The following is a 15,276-nucleotide window of genomic DNA, read 5'->3' on the forward strand; positions in this document are numbered from 1 at the left end:
TCCTTGGGGGTGGCGAGGGTGTCGTTCGGTGGGGTGGTCATGCGGGCGCCCCACCCGTAGGGATGCGCTTCGTGAACTCCTCGTGGCCCGGCCAGGACAGGACGACCTCGTCGGCCTCCAAGCGGGCCCGGGCGAGGACAGGCGTCAGATCGCGCTCCGGGGCCGCCGACAACGCCTCGGCCGCGCTGCCGTACGGGATCAGTCCGCGCAGGGTCGCGATGGTGGGCGGCATCATCGTCAGGTCGCCCTTGTCGTACGACGCCGCCGCATCGCCCGGGGTGATCCACACCGTGCGGTCGGCCTCCGTGGAGGCGTTGCGGGTGCGCTGCCCCTCCGGGAGGACGGCCACGAAGAACCAGGTGTCATAGCGGCGGGTCTCGAACTCCGGGGTGATCCAGCGGGCCCACGCGCCCAAAAGGTCGGAGCGCAGGACCAGGCCGCGGCGGTCGAGGAACTCCGCGAAGGACAGGTCACGGGCGACCAGGGCGGCACGGTCGGTCTCCCAGTCGGCGCCTGTGGTGTCGCCGACCACGGAGTCGGGGGTCGGGCCGGCGAGCAGGACGCCCGCCTCCTCGTACGTCTCCCGTACGGCCGCGCACACGATCGCCTGGGCCGCCGTCTCGTCGACGCCCAGCCGGTTCGCCCACCACGCGCGCGTGGGGCCCGCCCAGCGGACGTGGTGGTCGTCGTCGCGCGGATCGACACCGCCGCCCGGGTACGCGTACGCGCCCCCGGCGAAAGCCATGGAGGCGCGTCTGCGCAGCATGTGGACGGCGGGGCCGGTGTCGGGTCCGGTGTCCCTGAGGAGCATCACCGTGGCCGCCCGCCGGGGCACCACCGGCGTGAGCCGGCCCTCCGCGAGCGCCCGGATGCGCTCGGGCCACTCCGCCGGGTACCACTGACCGTTCGCCATGGGCGGAGGCTATCCCGTAGTGCGCGGATGTTCGAGAGGCAACCACACGTGCCCCTGGACAGCGCTTACGCCCGATCGCGCACTCCGGGACGGCGACTACGCCTGCGTCAGCTCCACCTGGATCTCGACCTCGACCGGCGAGTCCAGCGGCAGTACCGCCACGCCGACCGCGCTCCGCGCGTGCACGCCCTTGTCGCCGAGGACCTCGGCGAGGAGCTCGCTGGCGCCGTTGATGACACCGGGCTGGCCGGTGAAGTCGGAGGCCGAGGCGACAAAGCCGACGACCTTCACCACGCGCGCGACGCGGTCCAGGTCGCCGGTGACGGACTTGACCGCCGCGAGGGCGTTCAGCGCGCAGGTGCGGGCCAGTTCCTTGGCCTCCTCGGCGGTGACCTCGGCGCCCACCTTGCCGGTGACGGGGAGCTTGCCGTCCACCATGGGCAGCTGGCCGGAGGTGTACACGTACACCCCGGACCGCACGGCCGGCTGGTACGCGGCGAGCGGCGGGACGACCGCCGGCAGGGTCAGACCGAGCTCGGCCAGCCGGGCGTCGACGGCGCTCATGCCTTCTCCCGCTTGAGGTAGGCCACCAGTTGCTCGGGGTTGTTCGGCCCGGGCACGACCTGGACGAGCTCCCAGCCGTCCTCGCCCCAGGTGTCCAGAATCTGCTTCGTGGCGTGGACGAGCAGCGGCACAGTCGAGTATTCCCACTTGGTCATGCGGCCGACTTTAGCCGCTGCGAACCGGCCGTCAGTGGTCGCGTTATCCACAGCCTCCCGCTTGGTTCGGGCGCGGACTGGTTAGGCTCGAAGGCGTGAGCAGGCTCCAGGTCGTCAGTGGCAAGGGCGGTACCGGCAAGACCACGGTGGCCGCAGCCCTCGCGCTGGCCCTGGCCACCGAGGGGAAGCGGACGCTTCTCGTCGAGGTCGAGGGTCGCCAGGGCATCGCGCAGCTCTTCGAGACGGAGACGCTGCCCTATGAGGAGCGGAAGATCGCCGTCGCTCCCGGGGGCGGGGAGGTGTACGCGCTGGCCATCGACCCCGAACGGGCCCTTCTGGACTACCTCCAGATGTTCTACAAACTCGGCAGCGCGGGCCGCGCCCTGAAGAAACTCGGCGCGATCGACTTCGCCACCACGGTCGCGCCCGGCCTCCGGGACGTCCTCCTGACCGGCAAGGCCTGCGAGGCCGTACGCCGCAAGGAGAAGAGCGGGCGGTTCGCCTACGACTACGTCGTGATGGACGCGCCGCCGACGGGCCGCATCACCCGCTTCCTGAACGTCAACGACGAGGTCGCCGGGCTCGCGAAGATCGGCCCGATACACAATCAGGCGCAGGCGGTGATGCGGGTGCTGAAGTCCCCGGAGACGGCCGTGCACCTGGTGACGCTCCTTGAGGAGATGCCCGTCCAGGAAACCGCGGACGGCATCGCCGAACTGCGAGCCGCGCGGCTGCCGGTGGGCCGGATCATCGTGAACATGGTGCGCCCCGAGGTGCTGGACGCGACCGACCTCGATCTCGTACGGGCCGTGCCGCGCACCGCCGTGGCCCAGGCGCTGTCCGCCGCGGGCCTCGGTGGGGCCCGGCGCGGCGGCAATGCCGAGAAGCTGGTGGACCCGCTGCTCGCGCAGGCCGAGGAGTACGCGGAGCGGTACGCCCTGGAGCACGATCAGCGGGCCGTACTCGGCGAGCAGGGCCTGCCGTTGCACGAACTGCCGTTGCTCGCCGAGGGCATGGACCTCGCGGGCCTGTACGAACTCGCCACCGAGCTGCGGAAGCAGGGGATGTCATGAGTCCGGAACCGGCCCGCGCGCAGGACACCGCCCACGGCTCCCGTTCACAGGACACCGCCCGCTCCCACCACATCTCCCACGCGCGCGTGCTCGACGTGGATCCGCTGATCGACGACCCGGAGACACGCATCGTCGTGTGCTGCGGCTCGGGCGGGGTCGGCAAGACGACCACCGCGGCGGCGCTCGGGCTGCGTGCCGCCGAGCGGGGGCGCCGGGTCGTCGTCCTGACCATCGACCCGGCCCGGCGGCTCGCCCAGTCCATGGGCATCGACTCGCTGGACAACACCCCGAGGCGCGTGAAGGGCGTCGACGGGGACGGCGAACTGCACGCCATGATGCTCGACATGAAGCGCACCTTCGACGAGATCGTCGAGGCGCACGCGGACCGCGAGCGGGCGGCCGCGATCCTCAACAACCCGTTCTACCAATCGCTTTCGGCGGGCTTCGCGGGCACGCAGGAGTACATGGCGATGGAGAAGCTGGGCCAGCTGCGCGCCCAGCACGACTGGGACCTGATCGTGGTGGACACCCCGCCGTCCCGCTCGGCGCTCGACTTCCTGGACGCGCCGAAACGTCTCGGCTCGTTCCTGGACGGCAAGCTGATCCGGCTGCTGACCGCGCCGGCGAAGCTGGGCGGCCGGGCCGGGATGAAGTTCCTGAACGTCGGCATGTCGATGATGACCGGCACGATCGGCAAGCTGCTCGGCGGTCAACTCCTCAAGGACGTCCAGACGTTCGTGGCCGCGATGGACACCACCTTCGGCGGCTTCCGCACGCGCGCGGACGCGACGTACAAGCTGCTCCAGGCGCCCGGCACGGCGTTCCTGGTGGTCGCGGCCCCGGAGCGGGACGCGTTGCGCGAGGCCGCGTACTTCGTGGAGCGGCTGGCGGCCGAGGAGATGCCGCTGGCCGGTCTGGTCCTCAACCGGGTCCACGGCAGCGGAGCCGCCCGGCTGTCGGCCGAGCGGGCACTCGCCGCCGCGGAAAATCTTGAGGAGCCCCGCATTGTCGATCAGATGGACGGGAAAGCTGGACTTCGTAACTCTCCCGACACGTACGGCAGTTCAGAATCTCCCGCTTCATCGCCCGCCACCGAGGCAGCAGTTCGCGCCGCAGCTCCTGACGAAGGCTCCCCCGCCGACACGGACCAGGAGCGGTCCGCCGCCACGGACGACACCGACGATCAGCCGACCGACGACGAGCGATCCGTGGACCAACTCACCGCAGGCCTGCTCAAGTTGCATGCCGAACGGATGCGGCTGCTCTCACGTGAGCAGCGCACACGTGACCGCTTCACCGCACGCCACCCCGAGGTGGCCGTGGCCGAAGTGGCCGCGCTGCCCGGCGATGTACACGACCTCGCGGGGCTGCGGGACATCGGGAACCGGCTCGCGGCCGGTCGGCCGGAGCTGCCCGAGACGAAGGTCTGACGCGCGCCCCGGGGATCGCCCGGGGTCGATCGGCCCCTACGGGACCGGCGTCAGCCCACCGCCGCGTAGTTCTCGTAGATCTCGTCGTCGTCGAGGGGGATGATGCCGACCCCTCGTTCGTACTCGATACGCGCGGTCTCCAGTAGCCGGCGCCATGAAGTGACAGTGGGCCGCCTGCGCAGCAGTGCGCGGCGCTCCCGCTCCGTCATTCCTCCCCACACGCCGAATTCGACGCGGTTGTCGAGCGCATCGGCGAGGCACTCCGTGCGTACCGGACATCCGGTGCACACTGCCTTCGCCCTGTTCTGCGCTGCTCCTTGAACGAACAGTTCATCCGGATCGGTAGTGCGGCAGGCCGCCTGCGCACTCCAGTCGGTAACCCAGCCCATACCGGCGCCGTCCTCTCCCGAATCGAGGCTCCCCCACGGCGGCAGCGGCATATTCACCGCCGCCAGTTGAGGACGTTACGGAAGGTGGGCACAGCGCAACACCCCCTTCGGGCCCAATCTTGAATGGCCCGAACGGACTATGGGTAAGCGGCAGATCACCCGGGGGAGTGAGCTGGCGACATGCGTGACTTTCCCGGCGAAGCGGGACAGTTGACATGCGCCACAAGGGGCACCAGGTGACACAGGGGGCGGATTCAGACACGCCCCCGAGAAAAAACTGGGGAACGACCGGAACGATTCGGGGTCGCCGGACGTATTGATACGTGACCGCTCTGCTGTGACAGTTGAGAGCAGCTTAGGCCAAGGCCTATACACGTGTCCGGCGAATGAGAACGTAGGCTGCCCCCATGCCAAAAAAGCGCTCGGGTGGTGGTCTGTCCCCTCTGCAACAGGCCGCCAAGTTCCTCGGTGTCAGTGTGCTCGCCGGTGCCGTCATGGCCGGGATCGCGATGCCCGCCGCCGGCGCGCTGGGACTCGCCGCCAAGGGGTCGGTCCAGGGATTCGACGACATCCCGGACAGTCTGAAGAGCCCTCAGCTGAGCCAGCGCACCACGATCCTGGACAGCAAGGGCAACCAGATCGCCTCGGTCTACTCCCGTGACCGCACGGTGGTGGAGCTCAAGGAGATCTCGCCGTACATGCAGAAGGCGATCGTCGCGATCGAGGACTCGCGCTTCTACCAGCACGGCGCGATCGACCTGAAGGGCGTCCTGCGCGCCCTCAACAAGAACGCGCAGAGCGGCGGGGTCTCCCAGGGAGCCTCGACCCTCACCCAGCAGCTGGTGAAGAACTACTTCGTCGAGGAGGCCGGCGACGACCCGACGAAGGTCGCGCAGGCCACCCAGCAGACCCTCGGCCGCAAGGTCAAGGAACTGAAGTACGCGATCCAGATCGAAGAGAAGCTCGGCAAGAAGAAGATCCTCGAGAACTACCTGAACATCACCTTCTTCGGCGAGCAGGCCTACGGCGTCGAGGCCGCGTCCGAGCGCTACTTCTCCAAGCACGCCAAGGACCTGAACCTCCAGCAGTCGGCGCTCCTCGCGGGCATCGTCCAGTCGCCCACGCGCTACGACCCGATCAACGACGAGGCCGAGGCCAAGAAGCGGCGCAACACCGTGCTGGCCCGCATGGCCGAGGTCGGCGACATCTCCAAGGCGGAGGCACTGGCGGCCGAGAAGACCGACCTCGGCCTGAAGGTCAGCCAGCCGAAGAACGGCTGCATCACCGCGGTCAAGGGCGCCAGCTTCTTCTGCAAGTACGTCGAGAACGTCTTCCTGAGCGACCCGGTCTTCGGCAAGACCAAGGAGGCCCGGGCGAAGATCTGGAACCAGGGCGGCCTGACGATCCGTACGACGCTGGACCCGCAGGCGCAGGACTCGGTGCAGGCCTCGCTCAAGGACCACATCTACAAGTCGGACTCGGTCGCCGCGGCGGCCACCCTCGTCGAACCCGGCACCGGCAAGATCCTCGGCATGGGCCAGTCGAGGCCGTACGGCTACGGGAAGAACGAGACCGAGTACAACTACTCGGTCAACGCCGACATGGGCGGCTCGAACTTCGGCTTCCCGACCGGTTCGACGTTCAAGCCGTTCGTCGCCGCGGCCGCGCTGGAGCAGGGCCTGCCGGCCACCCAGCAGTACCCGGCGCCGTACTCGATGGACTACCCCAGCCCCGTCTCGACCTGTAGCGGCAAGAACTGGGTCAACACCGGCGGCGCGACGGTGGAGAACGAGAGCGAGTCGGAGAAGGGTCCGTACGCGCTGAAGGAGGCGATGGCCAAGTCGGTCAACACCTACTTCGTGCAGATGATCTCCGACATCGGTCTGTGCCCCGTGGTGAGCATGACCAACAAGCTCGGGGTCGTGCAGGGCAACGGCGACAAGATCCCCGAGGTCCCGGCCATCGCGCTCGGTTCCAAGGGCCTCTCGCCGCTGACGATGGCCTCCGCGTACGCGACCTTCGCCAACGAGGGCACGTACTGCACGCCGATCGCCATCGAGTCCATCACCCAGAAGGTGGGCAACGAGCAGAAGTCGCTCGCCGTCCCCAAGTCCACCTGCTCGCGGGCGATGAGCAAGAAGACCGCCGACACGATCAACACCGTGCTGCGCGGCGTGGTCGACTCCGGCACCGGCCAGGAGGCCGGCCTCACCGACCGCGAGAGCGCCGGTAAGACGGGTACGACGGACTCCCGCAAGAACGCCTGGTTCGTCGGCTACACCCCGAACCTGGCCGGCGCGGTCTGGGTCGGCAGCCCCAAGCAGAACGTCGAGATGACCAGCATCCGCATCGGCGGCGTCTGGCACGACGAGGTCTACGGCGCCGACACCCCCGGCCCGATCTGGAAGGACGCCATGTCCGGCGCCCTGGAGGGCAAGCAGGTCGAGAACTTCCAGCTCGTCAACATCCCGGACCCCGTCAAGAAGGACAAGGACAAGGGCAACGACGGCGGCAAGAACAACGACGACGGGGGCGACGACAACGGCGGGGTGACCACCGACGGCACCACCACTGGCACGACCGACGGCGGCACCACCCCGACCCCGACGTTCTCCCTCCCCGACGGCTTCATCCAGGGCACGTCGAACGGCGGCGACAACGGCAACGGGAACGGCGGCAACAGGGGCTAGCACCCCGGCTGTCGGCAGTTAGTTCTTCTAGTAGTTCTTCTAGTTCTTCGCTTCTTCGTCTACGACGACGGGGGCGCCCCTTTCCACAAGGGGCGCCCCCGTCGTCGTAGCGGCACGTCTGTATACGGCCGGTGGGTCAGCCGGCGAGCAGCTTCTTCACCACGGCGGCGACGCGGCCGCCCTCGGCGAGGCCGGCGACCTTCGGGTTCACGATCTTCATGACGGCGCCCATGGCGCGCGGGCCCTCGGCTCCGGCCGCCTTGGCCTCCTCGACGGCCTGGGAGACGATCGCGGTCAGCTCCTCGTCGCCGAGCTGCTTGGGCAGGTACTCGGCGAGGATCTCGCCCTCCGCCTTCTCCTGCGCGGCCGACTCGGGACGGCCGCCCTGCGCGAAGGCGTCCGCGGCCTCACGGCGCTTCTTCGCCTCCTTGGTGATCACCTTGAGGATCTCGTCGTCGGAGAGTTCGCGCTTCTCCTTGCCCGCGACCTCCTCCTTGGTGATCGCGGCGAGCGTCAGCCGGAGCGTGGAGGAGCGCAGCTTGTCCTGCGCCTTGATCGCGGTGTTGAGGTCTTCCTGCAGCTTCGCCTTGAGCGTGGTGGTCATGGGTTTGATTCTCGCAGGTGCGCAACCGGCTCCGCCCGCCGATTTACCGGGCACTGGCGGACGGGGTGTCAGTGGGGTCTGACACGATGGCGGTATGCGCGCGCGATACGGAGTACCCCTGGGAATTGCGGCGGCCGGCGCCGCCGGCGTCGTCTACGCGGCGGCCTTCGAGGTCCGCTCCTTCCGTCTGCGCCGGGTGACGGTCCCGGTGCTGCCGGCCGGCATGCGCCCGCTCAGAGTCCTCCAGGTCTCCGACATCCACATGGTCGGCGGCCAGCGCAAGAAGCAGCGCTGGCTGCGCTCGCTCGCGGGCCTGCGCCCCGACTTCGTGCTCAACACCGGCGACAACCTCTCCGACCCGGAGGCCATCCCGGAGGTCCTGGACGCGCTCGGCCCACTGATGGAGTTCCCGGGGGCGTACGTCTTCGGCTCGAACGACTACTACGGCCCCAAACCCCGTAATCCCGTCCGGTACTTGTTCGAGAAGACCGCGGGCCGCCACGGGCTGAACGGCAACCCGCCCGTCGTAGGAGCCATCCACAACCCGTGGGAGGACCTGCGGGACGGCTTCGACGCGGCGGGCTGGCTCAACCTGACGAACACCCGCGGCACGCTGAAACTCGAGGGCGCGTCCGTGGAGTTGACCGGCCTGGACGACCCGCACATCAAACGCGACCGCTACGCGCGCGTGGCTGGCGGCCCGTCGGACGACGCCGACTTCTCGATGGCCGTGGTGCACGCGCCGTACCTACGGGCGCTGGACGCGTTCACGGCAGACGGCTACCCCCTGATCCTCGGCGGCCACACCCACGGCGGCCAGCTCTGCATCCCGTTCTACGGCGCCCTGGTGACCAACTGCGACCTGGACACGGACCGGGTGAAGGGACTGTCCCGGCATACGGCGGAGGGCCGGACGTCGTACCTGCACGTGTCGGCGGGGTGCGGGACGAACCGGTACACGCCGGTGCGGTTCGCTTGTCCGCCGGAGGCTACGTTGTTGACGTTGGTGGGGCGGGAGTAGGGAGTTAGGTAGTAGGGAGTAGGTACTGGGGCTCGGGGCGGGAGACGGGCGGGTGCCGCGGGCTCGGAGCGGGCGCCGGGGAGGCGCCGCGGGCTCGGAGCGGGCGCCGGGGAGGCGCCGCGGGTTCGGAGCGGGCGCCGGGGAGGCGCCGCGGGCTCGAAAGCGGGATTCAGGTAGGTACCGAGGCTCGGGGCGGGAGACCGGCGGGTACCGGCGCTCGGGAGCAGGAGACAGGCAGGTACCGCGGGCTCGGGAGCGGAGACAAGGTAGGTACCGGGGGCTCGGGGCGGGAGACGGGCAGGTACCGCCAGCTGCGGTGGGGTACCTCGTCCAGCCCACCCGTATCGCCCGATTCGTCCCCGCTGCCTAGCGTGAGGGCATGACCGCCCCGATACCCAGGGACATCCCGGACCTCCCCGCGGTACCCGGCATGCCCGCACTGTTCGCCTCACCCGTTCCCGCCACCGCGGTGGTGGCCCCCTACCGCCGTCCGCTGACGGCGGTGTACCGACTGCTGGTCGCGTTGGTGGCGGCAGCGGCGGTGACCGTCGACCTGTTCCTCGGCAGCCCGATCCGGGTGCTGACCTACTTCACGATCCAGAGCAACATCCTGCTGGCTCTGGTCATGATCGCCACGGCCCGCCGAGCCTGGACGGCCCGCCGCCCCCTCTCGCCCCTGGTCACGGGCGCGGCACTGCTGTACATCACGATCACCGGCCTGGTGTATCACCTGGTCCTGGCGCACGCGTCGAGCCCGTTCGCGATGACGGGCGGAACCCTCAGCGGCTGGCAGGCGGTGACAAACCAAGTCCTGCACACGGTGACCCCGATCGCGGCGGTGATCGACTGGCTGCTGCTGACCGCCCCCGGCCGGCTGCACCTGCGGATGGCGGCGACATGGCTGCTCTATCCGATGACGTACCTCGCGGTGTCACTGGGCCGGGGCGAGCTGATCCTCCCCGGCACACCGGGCCGCTATCTCTACTCCTTCCTGGACGTCGAACGGCACGGCTACAAGAGCGTCCTGGGCAACGCCCTCCTCCTCGGCCTCGCCTTCTACGCCCTCTCCGTCCTCCTCGTGGCCCTCGACCACGCCCGCCCCAACCCGATCCGCCACCGCGCCAAAACCGGATTTCGTCTCCGGCCACCGGTGGGCTAAAGTAAACGACGTCGCCACGGTGAGCAGCAGCTCGGCAAGGTGAGTGGCGACATCGGGGTGTAGCGCAGCTTGGCAGCGCGCTTCGTTCGGGACGAAGAGGTCGTGGGTTCAAATCCCGCCACCCCGACAGTGAAGTACCAGGTCAGGGGCCTGATCCGCAGTGCGGGTCGGGCCCCTGAGTGGTTCCTGGGGCACGTTGGGAGAAATCTGGGAGAAGATCTTGAAATCTCTCTCCCGGAGAGTGCCTTCAGACGCCCTACGAGCCGTCGAGGTTACGCCCCACGGGCAATACCCACGGCAGCCGAGCCGGGCCCACCTCACATCCTTGCCTGGCATGCCGTGCTGTGCGGGGAACCACGTGCTGTGAGCTAGCGACGAACAACCGGGCGCGGCCCCCATGGCCTAGGAGTGCTGGCCATCCGACGAAGTTGTCCCCGTCCTCGTACACGAGTTTCATGCCTGCGGATTCGACTAGGTCAGCCAAGTCGTCTTCCGGTTGCTTGGGTAGCACCACGACGAGCTTCGCGCTCTTTGGTGGGATGTGCCGGCGGTAGTCAAGGAGTTGCCCCACGGCCATCCGTACGGCGTTGCGGCTGCTGCTCCCCTTGAGCTCGTACAAGGCGTTGTCGGTCTGGTCATACAGGTCTGTGAAGAAGGTGGACGTCAGCCCCTTCACACGGATCTTGAACCGTTCGACCACATGTCCCTGCTCGTTGAGGAACGCGAGGAACCGGCCGCTCAGCTCGGCCTCGCGTCGCTTGACCTCGACTGCCTCGCTCGCCTTTCGGGTGACCTTCATCCCGCTGCTCTTCTCCGGCACAAGGCACTGCGGCGTGCCCTCCCACTCCGGGTGCGCCAAGCGGTAGACATCGAACCGTGCACATACACCACGGGTTGTGCTTATCTAGTCAACAGCCTGTCACCCGCTCGACACCCAAGGAGCAAGCGTTGAAGCATCTTGCCCTAATCGAAGTTATCGGCCTCTTCAATACTTTCGACCATAAGATCACCCTTTCCGATGAGCCATACGCAACCATCATTTCCGGACCTAATGGATCCGGAAAGACCCAAACACTTAAACTCGTAAAGTCAGTCTTCGACTTCGACTTCGCGTATCTCGCTTCGGCGCCGTACCAGGAACTGAGGCTAACCTTCCAGAATGGCCAAAAGCTAGAAGTCATCAGGCGTACACCCAAGAAGCGCGAGGCCTCGATTCTCGCGTTCCGAGGAACTTCGCGTGACGGGCGAGAACATTCGCCCATTCACATCTCTTCAGATGAAATCATCGAACACAGCCAGACTAGCACTACTTCTACAATGAGCATCTCACCAACTTGGATAAGCCCAGCGGACGCCATGGATACTCATTACATCACAGACCTTGCTCCTCCTAATTTCACCGCTAGCTGGACCCCGGCTTTTGAGGAGCAGCTGCCGCCGGAGCGAAAATACCCAATCCCCAAGAATAGCTGGCTCAGGACAATGCTCAACACCGAGGCCGTGATGATTGATACAAAGCGCCTGCATACACGGCCGCCTGGTTCCCCGCGACATCTCCAAACACGCCGCCACAAACATCGATCAATTTTGGATATGCATCTTGCGCGGATTGATGCGCAAGTAGCACAGGCGCGCGAAGCATCTTTGGCGATTAGCCAGGAGCGCGACCAGTCCTTCCCGATGCGCATTCTCTCCGATAAACCAGGACAGTCATATCGTCGGCCAGCTTCTATGGAACGACTGCAGCGCATGTACAACGAGGTACATGCTCTTGGAGCAGAGCTTCACAGTAACGGGCTTTCCGCACTGCCAGAGTTGATGGAGTTTCCGGACCGAGATCTAACTCCGTTCGAGAGAGGAATCCTCACCCAGTTCGTCCAGGACTGGAGAAAGAAATTTGAGCCTCTACTCCCAGTAAACGATCGCCTTCAGGCATTGCGGGCAATCTTGAAAGGAAAGCTGCGATTTAAAACAGTACAGTACGACTCAACGCGCGGATTGGAGTTTACAAGCACTATTAATGGAGAGCAGATTCCTGTCGCTTCTCTTTCGTCGGGAGAACAGCACCTAGTAGTTCTATTCACGGCCCTCCTGTTCTCGGCGACGCCTGGATCAATCGTTCTCATCGACGAACCAGAGATCTCCATGCATGCAGCCTGGCAGCATGCATTCCTTGACGACATCAGCCGCGTGGCCAAGATTCAGGACCTTCAAGTTATCTTGGCGACTCATTCTGCAGCTATTGTCAAAGGGCACTGGGAATTGGTGCAGGAGATCGGGGTAAAGTGAGCGATCCAACGAATCCACTCTCACTACGCTTCTACGATAATCTAGCGGATCGCATTAGACAACATCGGCAAGCGGACGATCGACCGATACTAATCCTAGAAGGGGTGACCGACGAAGATCTACTGGGTGACACGTTCGGAGAAATCTGGATGTATTTTTCTGCCGCAGGACGAAAGAATGCAATAGAAGCCATAAGGGAGACCGTACAAGCAGGAACCAAGAAAGTCTTTTGTGTTATAGATAGAGATTTCGACAACGAAATAACGTCGACCACAAACAGCGACCTACCCATCATCACATACCGAAATGCCGACATGGAGGCAATGCTCGCAACCCCGGATACTCTCAGAGTAATCCTCACATCATTCGGGCGAGAAAACTCAAGCGAGCTAGATCTCGATGAGGTTCTGGACGAGATCGCCGAGATCGCGAAACCTATTAGTCTGCTCCGACGCGCCAGCTTCCTTAATGGATGGGGGCTAAATTTCGATGGCACCGAGCCAGCCGATAAAGTTGATCAACGTACACTCAAATTCAATATTCTCGGTTACTGCCAGGCTCTCGCCAGGGCCAGCAACGACCCGCCAGATCTGGCTACGCTGGTAGCCGTTGCGACGGAAAATACCCCCGTCTCACTACCTTCCTGCCCTCATGGCGCAAAGCACTATTTCAACGGGAAAGATTTTGCTGCGATTTTGGGAGTCTTCCTCCGGAAAAAGCTCGGCTATCTGAGCAAGTCACAAACCGAAAGAAAGCATGTGTGCGCCATAGTTCGAAGTTCGGCATCTGGAAGACTGAAAAACGACCCCTGGGCTGCAAACTTGGAAGAAACTGTTAACTCTCCATCTTCACCGTGAACACGGAAACATGTAAATCCAAGATTGCAGGATTGGTCGATCCTGGTAAGGCGAGTTGCGGCCTCACCAGGATCGTTGGTCATCTCGAAAAGCGCACCTGCAAGAGCTCGTTGAGTGCGGCAACCGGTGACGTGGTGCACATGGCCAACCCAGCGTCCAAAGACGCCTCCCACTCGACGGTGAGGTTCGCCAGCAGCTCCTCGCGCATCTCTCGTGTGATGTGGGAGTAGCGTGCCTGTACTGAGCCGTCAATGTGCCCCATACGTTCATCCATGAGTTTTGGCGGAGTGCGAAGCCCCTCCATCCGGGTCTTGTGCGTATGCCGCAACCCGTGGGGTGTGAGCCCTTTCGCGACCGGAACCCAGCAGGTTTCTGCACGCCCTTGGTCGCCTCTCCCCCGCGCTGGCACACCAGGCCAAGGATGGGCGAGGAGAGGTACAGGCCGTGCCTCCTGCGGCGCCTTCTTCGGGTACTAGCCCGAAGCAGCCGGCGTGAAAAGCCACGTAGCGAACCCATTACGACGCCAGTGATCTGCCTGGTCGACGGCGCCCCCACCGCGAGTAAACCCGAGTTCCTGAATGGCCTCCAGGACGTGCGCCTTGGTGGCGTCGGCAACGACGTCCGGCCGGTTGAGGACATTGGACACGGTGCCGGTGGAGACGCCGGCGCGTCGAGCCACATCCACCATCTTGGCTCCGGTCTCTCCCGTCCGGGACGTGCCCTGCCCGCGAAAGACGTACATCTTGCCGTGACAGGAGCAGGGCCTCGGCTGCGTACGGTCGACATGCTTGGTCCAGAGGCGGACAAGCCAGTCGGGAGCGTCGATGGTGCGGTAGCTGTCGTCCTTGGGCGGGCAGCGCTCGAACTCGCCTGAGTCGAGTTCGTAGAGCTGCCATTCCACACGCACGGCCGCGGAGCGGATGAACTGCGCTTCCAGGCCGACGATTTCACCCCACCGCATACCGGTGTAGCCCTTGGTCACGATGGCAACGAACTCATCGTCGCGCCCCGAAAGCAGTGAGGCGCGCTCGGCGCATAGGAGGATGCCGAGCGGATCGGTGACGACCTTCTCGGGCCCTCGGTCTCGCGAGCGGCCCGCTCGCTTCCCTCGCCCACGGCGTTTGGTGGCGGGGTTGGAGCTGATCAGTTCGTCGTCCACCGCATCCTCAAGGACAAGGTGCAGTGTGCCGCGCCACGTCTTCACGCTCGATGCGGCGTAAAGCGCCCTCTCCTTCTTCTCCCAGGCGTCTACATCCGTGCGCTGGATCGATGCAAGGGTGCGGCTTTCGAACTCTGGAAGCAGGTGTTCTTCCAAGTGGCGTCGGTAGTTCTGCATCGTGGATGCTGCCAGGTCCTGTGCGGCGTACCAACGTGAGGCGTAATCCCCAAAGGTGATCTGTCCAGACGCAGGGTCCTTCCACGTTCCGCCCCGCACTTTGGCCTCTTCGGCATCGGCGGCCTGCTTGGCTTCGCGCTTCGTACGGAAGCGGATGGTGTTCCCTACGGCGTCAGTGACCGTGCCGTACTTGCCTATTGAGATCTTGTAGCGGCCACGCCAGTACGTGCCGCGGTCTTCCGCGAACCCCATGCTCCCTCTCAGTGCAAAGCACTGGGTGGGAGCCACGATTGCGGCTCCCACCCAGTGCAACGTGTTCGTTTGTCAGGCGGCGCTCCGGGCGCGCCGTGGGCGGCGCGCCCGGAGCTGCACCACAGGACCACCCGATGGTGCGTGTGAGCGGCGCCGCGGTGAAGTCGCTTGTGCCTCTGAGGCATTCGCCCGGTCGGGACGCTCCTCAAGAATGTGGAATATCTCCTCCACGTGATCCTTCGTGAAGCGGTAGCCACTGCCACTCCGGATGAACGGGATGCGACGGCGCCGTGCCTGCTCCTTCACCCACCGCTCCGAACAGTCGAGCGCTTCGGCAATCTGGGCGGGTGAGTACGTCGGGGGGAGTGCGTAATTCTTCTGACCCGAGTTCATGGGCTCCTCTGGGAGTCGAGCAGGCGGGGGGGGCGGCCCCCCCCTTCCTGTCAGGTCCGCTACCTCCGCTACCTCCCTGGTCAGGGGCATGATCGAGGTAGCGGATAGGGGTAGCGGTAGCGGATGAATCCGCTACCGGCCCTCGGGGTGG

Annotated in this window: 14 protein-coding genes, 1 tRNA gene and 1 pseudogene; 8 read left to right on the top strand and 8 right to left on the bottom strand. The window is 65.6% G+C overall.

The annotated features are described in order from the left end of the window. Positions 1 to 37: 37 nt before the first annotated feature. The 3 genes from ACNFOC_RS14115 to sp36 form a co-directional block, all read right to left on the bottom strand. Positions 38 to 913, bottom strand: coding sequence for an NUDIX hydrolase (locus tag ACNFOC_RS14115; protein WP_416959455.1), 876 nt, complete (start codon positions 911 to 913; stop codon positions 38 to 40). A gap of 96 nt (positions 914 to 1,009) precedes the next feature. Next, positions 1,010 to 1,477 (bottom strand): RidA family protein, encoded by a 468-nt coding sequence (locus ACNFOC_RS14120; protein ID WP_416959456.1) that lies wholly within the window; start codon positions 1,475 to 1,477, stop codon positions 1,010 to 1,012. Beyond that, positions 1,474 to 1,632, bottom strand: a complete 159-nt coding sequence (sp36, locus tag ACNFOC_RS14125; RefSeq protein ID WP_019063748.1) for a Sp36 family protein — start codon at positions 1,630 to 1,632, stop codon at positions 1,474 to 1,476. The genes ACNFOC_RS14120 and sp36 overlap by 4 nt, the downstream gene beginning before the upstream one ends. 95 nt (positions 1,633 to 1,727) lie before the next feature. Between sp36 and bagA the strand changes: the two genes are divergently transcribed. Both bagA and bagB read left to right on the top strand, forming a co-directional pair. Next, entirely contained in the window at positions 1,728 to 2,705 is a 978-nt protein-coding gene (gene bagA, locus ACNFOC_RS14130; protein ID WP_416959457.1) for an ATPase BagA, read from the top strand. Further along, positions 2,702 to 4,135 carry an ATPase BagB gene (bagB, locus tag ACNFOC_RS14135; protein ID WP_416959458.1) on the top strand — a complete coding sequence of 478 codons (1,434 nt, stop codon included), beginning with the start codon at positions 2,702 to 2,704 and terminating at the stop codon, positions 4,133 to 4,135. The genes bagA and bagB overlap by 4 nt, the downstream gene beginning before the upstream one ends. A gap of 50 nt (positions 4,136 to 4,185) precedes the next feature. On the opposite strand, the gene wblA is transcribed toward bagB, so the two are convergent. After that, a complete protein-coding gene (gene wblA / locus ACNFOC_RS14140; RefSeq protein WP_019063745.1) occupies positions 4,186 to 4,524 on the bottom strand; it encodes a transcriptional regulator WblA in 339 nt (112 codons plus the stop codon). A 407-nt stretch (positions 4,525 to 4,931) separates the two neighbouring features. Here wblA and ACNFOC_RS14145 point away from each other — a divergent pair, with 407 nt between their 5' ends. Then, positions 4,932 to 7,214, top strand: coding sequence for a transglycosylase domain-containing protein (locus ACNFOC_RS14145; RefSeq protein ID WP_416959459.1), 2,283 nt, complete (start codon positions 4,932 to 4,934; stop codon positions 7,212 to 7,214). A gap of 136 nt (positions 7,215 to 7,350) precedes the next feature. On the opposite strand, the gene ACNFOC_RS14150 is transcribed toward ACNFOC_RS14145, so the two are convergent. After that, positions 7,351 to 7,818, bottom strand: coding sequence for a GatB/YqeY domain-containing protein (locus tag ACNFOC_RS14150; RefSeq protein WP_416959460.1), 468 nt, complete (start codon positions 7,816 to 7,818; stop codon positions 7,351 to 7,353). Between the two features lie 94 nt (positions 7,819 to 7,912). On the opposite strand from ACNFOC_RS14150, the gene ACNFOC_RS14155 reads away from it, so the two are divergent. The 3 genes from ACNFOC_RS14155 to ACNFOC_RS14165 all read left to right on the top strand — a co-directional run bounded on the left by ACNFOC_RS14155 (position 7,913) and on the right by ACNFOC_RS14165 (position 10,125). Then, the gene (locus ACNFOC_RS14155; protein ID WP_416959461.1) at positions 7,913 to 8,839 is read left to right on the top strand and encodes a metallophosphoesterase; all 927 of its coding nucleotides are present in this window, start codon (positions 7,913 to 7,915) and stop codon (positions 8,837 to 8,839) included. A 379-nt stretch (positions 8,840 to 9,218) separates the two neighbouring features. Next, positions 9,219 to 9,998, top strand: a complete 780-nt coding sequence (locus ACNFOC_RS14160; protein ID WP_416959462.1) for a Pr6Pr family membrane protein — start codon at positions 9,219 to 9,221, stop codon at positions 9,996 to 9,998. 53 nt (positions 9,999 to 10,051) lie between these two features. Then, positions 10,052 to 10,125 (top strand) — tRNA-Pro (locus tag ACNFOC_RS14165). Between the two features lie 129 nt (positions 10,126 to 10,254). Here the strand turns inward: ACNFOC_RS14165 and ACNFOC_RS14170 are convergent. Then, on the bottom strand, positions 10,255 to 10,797 hold the full coding sequence (locus ACNFOC_RS14170) for a hypothetical protein (protein ID WP_416959463.1): 543 nt from the start codon (positions 10,795 to 10,797) through the stop codon (positions 10,255 to 10,257). 149 nt (positions 10,798 to 10,946) lie between these two features. Between ACNFOC_RS14170 and ACNFOC_RS14175 the strand changes: the two genes are divergently transcribed. After that, positions 10,947 to 12,287: an AAA family ATPase gene (locus ACNFOC_RS14175; RefSeq protein WP_416959464.1), complete on the top strand. Its 1,341-nt coding sequence runs from the start codon at positions 10,947 to 10,949 to the stop codon at positions 12,285 to 12,287. A 104-nt stretch (positions 12,288 to 12,391) separates the two neighbouring features. Next, positions 12,392 to 13,144: a hypothetical protein gene (locus ACNFOC_RS14180; protein WP_416959465.1), complete on the top strand. Its 753-nt coding sequence runs from the start codon at positions 12,392 to 12,394 to the stop codon at positions 13,142 to 13,144. Positions 13,145 to 13,223: 79 nt separating this feature from the next. Here the strand turns inward: ACNFOC_RS14180 and ACNFOC_RS14185 are convergent. Together ACNFOC_RS14185 and ACNFOC_RS14190 are read right to left on the bottom strand one after the other, a co-directional pair. Beyond that, positions 13,224 to 14,732, bottom strand: a pseudogene (locus tag ACNFOC_RS14185) (LacI family DNA-binding transcriptional regulator). 72 nt (positions 14,733 to 14,804) lie between these two features. Next, entirely contained in the window at positions 14,805 to 15,215 is a 411-nt protein-coding gene (locus ACNFOC_RS14190) for a helix-turn-helix domain-containing protein (RefSeq protein ID WP_416959466.1), read from the bottom strand. Between the last annotated feature and the right edge of the window lie 61 nt (positions 15,216 to 15,276).

Origin of the sequence: Streptomyces colwelliae, assembly GCF_048158785.1 — a bacterium.
GTDB lineage: Bacteria > Actinomycetota > Actinomycetes > Streptomycetales > Streptomycetaceae > Streptomyces.

Excerpts from the sequence above, each read along its gene's own strand:
- ACNFOC_RS14115 (WP_416959455.1), bottom strand. The coding sequence starts at position 913 with ATGGCGAACGGTCAGTGGTACCCGGCGGAGTGGCCCGAGCGCATCCGG.
- ACNFOC_RS14120 (WP_416959456.1), bottom strand. The coding sequence starts at position 1,477 with ATGAGCGCCGTCGACGCCCGGCTGGCCGAGCTCGGTCTGACCCTGCCG.
- sp36 (WP_019063748.1), bottom strand. The coding sequence starts at position 1,632 with ATGACCAAGTGGGAATACTCGACTGTGCCGCTGCTCGTCCACGCCACG.
- bagB (WP_416959458.1), top strand. The coding sequence starts at position 2,702 with ATGAGTCCGGAACCGGCCCGCGCGCAGGACACCGCCCACGGCTCCCGT.
- wblA (WP_019063745.1), bottom strand. The coding sequence starts at position 4,524 with ATGGGCTGGGTTACCGACTGGAGTGCGCAGGCGGCCTGCCGCACTACC.
- ACNFOC_RS14145 (WP_416959459.1), top strand. The coding sequence starts at position 4,932 with ATGCCAAAAAAGCGCTCGGGTGGTGGTCTGTCCCCTCTGCAACAGGCC.
- ACNFOC_RS14150 (WP_416959460.1), bottom strand. The coding sequence starts at position 7,818 with ATGACCACCACGCTCAAGGCGAAGCTGCAGGAAGACCTCAACACCGCG.
- ACNFOC_RS14155 (WP_416959461.1), top strand. The coding sequence starts at position 7,913 with ATGCGCGCGCGATACGGAGTACCCCTGGGAATTGCGGCGGCCGGCGCC.
- ACNFOC_RS14160 (WP_416959462.1), top strand. The coding sequence starts at position 9,219 with ATGACCGCCCCGATACCCAGGGACATCCCGGACCTCCCCGCGGTACCC.
- ACNFOC_RS14170 (WP_416959463.1), bottom strand. The coding sequence starts at position 10,797 with ATGAAGGTCACCCGAAAGGCGAGCGAGGCAGTCGAGGTCAAGCGACGC.
- ACNFOC_RS14190 (WP_416959466.1), bottom strand. The coding sequence starts at position 15,215 with ATGCCCCTGACCAGGGAGGTAGCGGAGGTAGCGGACCTGACAGGAAGG.